The 6,565-nt window shown below is 40.7% G+C and carries 6 protein-coding genes and 1 pseudogene; all 7 read right to left on the reverse strand.

Going from position 1 to position 6,565, the window contains the following annotated elements; genetic code table 11:
* Window positions 1–112: pseudogene (locus tag AC52RT_RS13370) on the reverse strand (dipeptide epimerase); the annotation flags it as partial.
* A 112-nt stretch (window positions 113–224) separates the two neighbouring features.
* Entirely contained in the window at window positions 225–1,145 is a 921-nt protein-coding gene (locus AC52RT_RS13375) for a S66 peptidase family protein (RefSeq protein ID WP_495541199.1), read from the reverse strand.
* A gap of 76 nt (window positions 1,146–1,221) precedes the next feature.
* Complete coding sequence (locus AC52RT_RS13380; RefSeq protein WP_495541200.1) at window positions 1,222–2,844, reverse strand: peptide ABC transporter substrate-binding protein; 1,623 nt, start codon at window positions 2,842–2,844, stop codon at window positions 1,222–1,224.
* A gap of 47 nt (window positions 2,845–2,891) precedes the next feature.
* Window positions 2,892–3,899: an ABC transporter ATP-binding protein gene (locus AC52RT_RS13385; protein ID WP_495541201.1), complete on the reverse strand. Its 1,008-nt coding sequence runs from the start codon at window positions 3,897–3,899 to the stop codon at window positions 2,892–2,894.
* Window positions 3,900–3,904: 5 nt separating this feature from the next.
* A complete protein-coding gene (locus AC52RT_RS13390; RefSeq protein WP_340849167.1) occupies window positions 3,905–4,855 on the reverse strand; it encodes an ABC transporter permease in 951 nt (316 codons plus the stop codon).
* Window positions 4,855–5,787: an ABC transporter permease gene (locus AC52RT_RS13395; protein WP_495541202.1), complete on the reverse strand. Its 933-nt coding sequence runs from the start codon at window positions 5,785–5,787 to the stop codon at window positions 4,855–4,857. The genes AC52RT_RS13390 and AC52RT_RS13395 overlap by 1 nt, the downstream gene beginning before the upstream one ends.
* Before the next feature lie 13 nt (window positions 5,788–5,800).
* A partial coding sequence (dppA, locus tag AC52RT_RS13400; protein ID WP_495541203.1) for a D-aminopeptidase DppA occupies window positions 5,801–6,565 on the reverse strand: 765 nt, incomplete at its 5' end.

Consider the following 6,565-nt stretch of genomic DNA (forward strand, 5'->3'; position numbering starts at 1 on the left):
AGATGATTTTCACATATATAGCTTCAGCTGTATTAACTGTCCGTAAGGCGGTTTTAAATGGCTTTTTTAAAGGAACAGCAATTCTAAACGTTTCCATTTGGACAATTTTCATATGATGACCTTCCTTCTATGAGTATGGCTAATTTTATATGAAAGGATATTTATTAAAATTAGGCTGAGACACTCGATATTCTGGGTCTGTGACCGTACGGTATTGTTCTAAACTATTCGACTCCTGCTGATACAATGAACTCTTTTTTATCCGCATCAAGTGTGGCATCAACACCAAGCGGTATGGAGATATTGGGTGAACAATGGCCAATTTTAAATCCTGAAAGAGCTGGTTTATTTGCGAGCTTTAGATAATGGTCAAGGACCTCAACTAGTGATAAGCTCAGATTTCTCGTAGGGACACAATTGGCAAAATCTCCGATTATGATACCCGCGGCCTGACTCAACTTTCCACTCATATATAATTGATTCAGCATCCGATCTATTGCACGAGGTTCTTCATTGACATCCTCAATCAGCAGCAGTTTTCCCGCTGTGTCCAGTTCAAACTGCGTGCCAAGTGTACTTGTGAGTAACGACAAATTCCCCCCGATCAACTGCCCACTCGCTTTTCCACTGACGACTGTATGAAGAAGAGAAATTTCTTCATTGTAGGTAAATTCCCCCGGCACAAAAAGCTGAGCAAATAATTTTTTTGATAACTCGTCAACATCTTCCTTGCCAATGTCTGAAGCCAACATCGGTCCATGAAATGTGACCAAGCCCGTTTTTTTCAAAAAAGCTTGATGTAAAAAAGTAACATCACTATAACCCCAAAATATTTTCGGATTAGCTGCCACTAGGGAATAATCAATTCTGTCTCCAATTCGTGCAGTTCCATACCCGCCTCCAGCACAGATAATCGCTTTGATTTCATCATCTTTGAACATAGTATGTAAATCTTCTATTCTTTCATTATCTGATCCTGCTAAATAACCATTTATTTGTTCTACATGCTGACCCATTTTCACTTTTAACCCTAAATCCGCTAGAAAGTCCAGAGACCGTTGTAAATTTTCACGATTTGGCGGACTTGCTGGCGCAATAATTCCAACAGTATCTCCCCGTTTCAGCCGGGATGGTTTAACGATCATGTTCCTCACATCCTTATCTTATCCAGAATGGGGATGTCCTATGAACATCCCCATTCTGCCAGTAATCTTGGATCTTTTAGTTTTTATCTGCCCATTTCAATTCCGTATAACCAACTGGATGACGGACAATATCCTTTACGCCTTCAGCAAAAAGAGAAACTTGGTTATAGAAGTGGATTGGAACAAACGGTGCTTCTTCCATAAGGAATTTTTCAGCTTCATACATTAGTTCATAACGTTTTGCTTCATCTTTTTCATTTTTAGCCTCTTTAATTAACTGATCGTATTCTTTATTTCCCCAACCTGTACGGTTGTTCGGATGACCAGTTTGAAAGTTTTCAACAAAGTTAATTGGATCTGCATAGTCCGCAATGAACGAGCTGCGGGCAAATTGGTATTTCAATGCTTTCTGATCTGTTGCGAATACATTGGCTTCGACACTTGCTAATTTGACCTCGACACCAAGATTATCTTTAAACATCTGCTGCATAGCCTCAGCAATTTTTTGATGAGTGTCAAGTGTACTGTAAGTTAACGTTACTTCTGGAAGCTTCTCATATCCTTCTTCCTTTAATCCTTTCTCTAATAGTTCTTTTGCTTGCTTTACATCGGTTTTAATTAAATCGCCATTTGTTTCTCTGAAATCTTTTCCAGATGGATCTTCAAATCCATTTGAAACATACCCATATGCTGGTTTATGTTCATTTTTTACTACATAGTCTACAAGCTGTGCTTGATCAACAGCTAAGGCAAATGCTTTTCGAATATTTTTATTTTGGAAAGGCTCCATGGTTACATTGAAGCGGTAAAAATACAATCCTGCTTGGTCATCAATTTTTACTTTGTCATCTTTCATTAGCTGTTCACTTAAATCCGGCGGTATAGCTGATACATCCAGCTCATTTTTTTGGAACATTTGGTATGCAGTGTTTCTATCATCAATAATCGCCCAATTTACTTGATCAAGTTTCACGTTCTTTTTATCCCAATACGTATCATTTTTCTTCATCACAAAGTGACTGTCATGCACCCACTCCGTTAAATTAAACGGTCCATTTCCTACAAAACTATCTGCTTCAGCAAACCATTGCGGATTCTCAGTAGCTACTTTTTCATTTACTGGGAAAAAGGCAGGGTTTGTAATGACACTAAGAAAGTAGGCTTGAGGACTTGTTAACGTGACTTCAAACGTTTTTTCATCAACAGCTTTTACTTTCACATCATCTGCTGTACCTTCTCCCGTATTATAAGCTTCTCCACCTTCGATGAAGTAGCCTAAGAACGCTGCTCCGGAACCAGTCTCAGCATTGAGCAGTCTTTTCCAAGCGAAGACAAAATCTCCTGCTGTAACATCGTCACCATTAGACCATTTAGCATCTTTACGAAGATTAAATGTATATGTTTTGCCATCTTCTGATACTTTCCAGTCTTCGGCCATAGCCCCTTCTGGTTTATGATCTTTTCCTAGTCGTGTTAACCCCTCCATCAGATTGTTCAATGGATCCCAAGATTTAATATCATACCCAATCACAGGGTCAAACGAAGTCGGTTCTGATTCATTATTTAGATAAAGAATTTTTTCCTTTTTACTATTCTTTTCTTCTCCTTCTTTCTTTTCTGTACCGGCATTTTCATTAGCCGTACAGGCAGTAAGTGCAAATACCAAGATTATAAGCAGTAACATCGAAAGTTTTTTCATTTTCTTCCCCCTTAATTTTTATAAAAATCACTCCATCGGAATGATTATTAACTAATTGTAATAACCGGTACAACCAGTTTCCGAGCCCGTTTGTCCTGTAACCAGCAATGCACTTGATGCTGCTCAGACAACCTCGTTTCAATCGGATAAACTCGGCTGCATACTTCCATAGCTGATTCACATCTTGCCGTAAATGGACACCCTGTTGGAGGAGCAAATAAATCTGGCGGAGATCCCGCTATTGGAATCAGCTCGGCATCCTCCCTGTCTAATCTCGGAACCGATTGTAACAGCCCTCTTGTATATGGGTGCTGCGGATTATAAAAGATTTCTCTTCTTGTTCCAGTCTCAACAATTTTACCTGCATACATAACCGCAATTCGGTCAGCGACTTGCGCTACTACTCCGAGATCATGTGTAATTAGAACAATCGATACACCAGTTCGATTCTGGATATCTCTAAAAAGTTCAAGAATTTGTGCCTGAATTGTCACATCAAGAGCTGTGGTTGGTTCATCTGCAATCAAAATCTCCGGCTGACAAATCAATGCCATTGCAATCATAATCCGTTGCCGCATACCACCGCTGAACTGATGAGGATATTGCTTCATTCTTGATTCAGGAAGAGGAATCCCTACCAGATTCAGCATGTCAATGGCCTTCGCTTTTGCTTCAGTCCGCGGTATTTTTTCGTGTTGAATAATTCCTTCAATGATTTGCTCGCCAACAGTCAATGTCGGATTTAAAGCCGTCATTGGATCTTGGAATATCATAGAAATATCAGCTCCGCGGACATTGCGCCACTCTTTTTCTGGTAAACTCGTTAAATCACGATTTTTAAAAATAATTTCTCCGCCGGCAATCTTACCTGGAGGCGATGGAATCAAACCCATAATGGCCTGTGAGGTCACACTTTTACCACAGCCTGATTCTCCTACAATGGCCAGCGTCTCTCCTTTAAGTAAGTCGAAGGTTACCCCGCGAACTGCTTGAACTTCACCGCCAAATGTCTTAAATGCGACTTGAAGGTCTTTCACTTGAAGGATTTTTTCCATGCTGCTTACCTCCTCATTTTTGGATCTAGTGCGTCCTGGAGTCCGTCTCCCAGCACATTAAATGCAAACATTGTGACAGAGATGAAGAATGCCGGGAAAAATAATCTCCACCAATAACCCGTTAAGATCGATGATAACCCCTCATCAGCCATCATTCCCCAGCTGGTGAACGGGGGTTGAATACCAAGACCCAAGAAACTTAAAAAAGCTTCTGCAAATATCGCGGCTGGTACCGTTAAAGTCATTTGAACGATAATCGGTCCCATTGTATTGGGAAGTAAGTTTTTCCGAATAATTCGACCTGTCTTGGTCCCAAATGTTTTAGAAGCCAATACAAATTCATAGTTCTTTATTTGTAAAACCTGCCCGCGAACAATCCGTGCCATTCCAATCCACCCTGTTACCGATAAGGCGACAATAATTGTCGCAAGACCCGGCCCCATTACTACCATTAACAAGATGACCACCAATAAATGCGGCAGACCATAGAGCACTTCAATAATACGCATCATAACATTGTCGATTTTACCGCCCTTATAACCTGAAAACCCTCCATATGTAACACCAACGATAAAGTCTATTAATGCTGCCGCCACACCGACAAACAACGAAACCCTGGCTCCATACCAAGTCCGTGTAAACACATCTCGGCCTAATCCATCTGTTCCAAACCAATAGGTAGTTGATGGTGGCAGGTTTTGGTCCTGCAGCTTTTGATCTAATCCATGCTGGGAAATTAATGGACCGAATATGGCCATAAAAACGACAAACAGTAAGAAGAAAAGTCCTAAAATAGCAAGCTTATTTTTTAATAGCCGATACCAAGCATCTTTCCAATAGGAAAGACTTGGCCTTGTAACCTTTTCTGCTTGTTCAATATCCTTTGCCCTTGGAGTAAACCACTCGTCAGGGATGTCCGGGGTGATGGGTGAATTCTGTTTCTTACGCAATTCCATTATCTCCCCTCCTTCTTATGCAGTTTTATTCGTGGATCGAGAAGTCCATAAGCGATGTCGACCAAAAAAAGCATAATAATTAGAATCGCACTATAGAAAACCGTTGTTCCCATAATAACGGGGTAATCACGGTTGCTAATACTTTCAACGAAATATCTTCCCATTCCTGGAATAGCAAAGATTTTTTCAATGACAAACGTTCCCGTTAAAATACTGGCAGCAAGCGTCCCCAAAACCGTTACTACTGGAAGCATTGCATTTCTTAATGCATGTTTAAATACAATCTTAACTGGTGATAATCCTTTTGCTTTCGCTGTTCTTATGTAATCTTGTGTTAATACCTCAAGCATACTCGCGCGGGTCAGCCGGGCAATGATCGCCATTGGCCCTGTTGCAAGGGCGAGTGTCGGCAGTACCATATGCATTGGACTTTGCCATGTTGCTGCAGGAAAAATCTCGTAGGTGACAGCTAATTGTTGAATGAGCAAAGTGGCTAGAACAAAGTTAGGTATGGAAATGCCTAAAACAGCAATGGTCATAGCTAAGTAATCAATGAAACCATTGTGACGAAGCGCTGCGATAATCCCAAGAAACAAGCCAGAAACGATCGCTGTGACTAACGTGATAAAGCCAAGTTCAAAGGATATTGGAAATCCTCTTTCAAGCATCGCATTTACTGAATCTGATGATCGTTTGATTGATGGACCGAAATCAAATGTAACCAGTGACTTCATATAGATACCATACTGTACATACAGAGGTTCATCTAAATGAAAATACGCCTCTAGGTTTTTTTGAATGGCCTCATTTGTTGTTCTTTCTTCATTAAAGGGTGACCCTGGCACGGAATGCATAAGGAAAAATGTCAGTGTAACAATCAGCCACAGTGTCACTAGCATAGCTCCTAGCCGCTTTAATATATAAGAAGTCATACGCTAATTCCCCCTAGCAAAATGTTGTCTTCATCGCTAATTCTGTCATGACAAGCATGGCTTGGTATGCTTCTAAAATATCTTTTGCCTGAAAACGAACAATGGTTGTTCCAGGTATTAATTCTGTTCCGGGCATTAAGTTTGCCCATTCAGCTTGTCCATAATTAGCAAATTCGATTGCTAATAGTGGATGGTTCGGGGGGATAAGAGGTTTTACTTTATCTTTATTTTTTAGAGCGAACGCTGTTTTTTCCCTTAAAAGCTCTTGAGCTTTAGCTGGTGTGAGCGTCGTGACGGCGGAACGGGAGATCGTTTTCTTCACTGTTACTGTCGTGATATTAGGAATGAGTTGTTCTGCTTCTAAGGCGGCACGATCATCTCCCGCTGCCATTAAGATTGGAACGCCATAATGACCGGCAACGTACGCATTAAATCCTAATTCTCCGATGGTCACATCGTTTATGTACATATTTCTGACCCCAAAAATCATAGAGTGCGACATGACCCCCGGTACGGAAGCTCTGGCATGATACCCGGTAAATATCGCTCCTGTGAAGGAAGAATCAAGCCCTTGTACCATGGAATAAGGCTTAACATCTCCTGTAATTACTTGCGTTTCTGGGTGAAACCTTTCTATAAGTAAATTGTTCATTTTAGAATGACTATCATTGACAAATACTTCCTTGCAGCCTGACTCGAAAGCTGACTCTACCACAGCATTTGCCTCATCTGTCATAAGAATTCGACTTCGCTCATAATTATGCTTTCTAGAATCAAC

This window comes from Peribacillus sp., assembly GCF_059453735.1.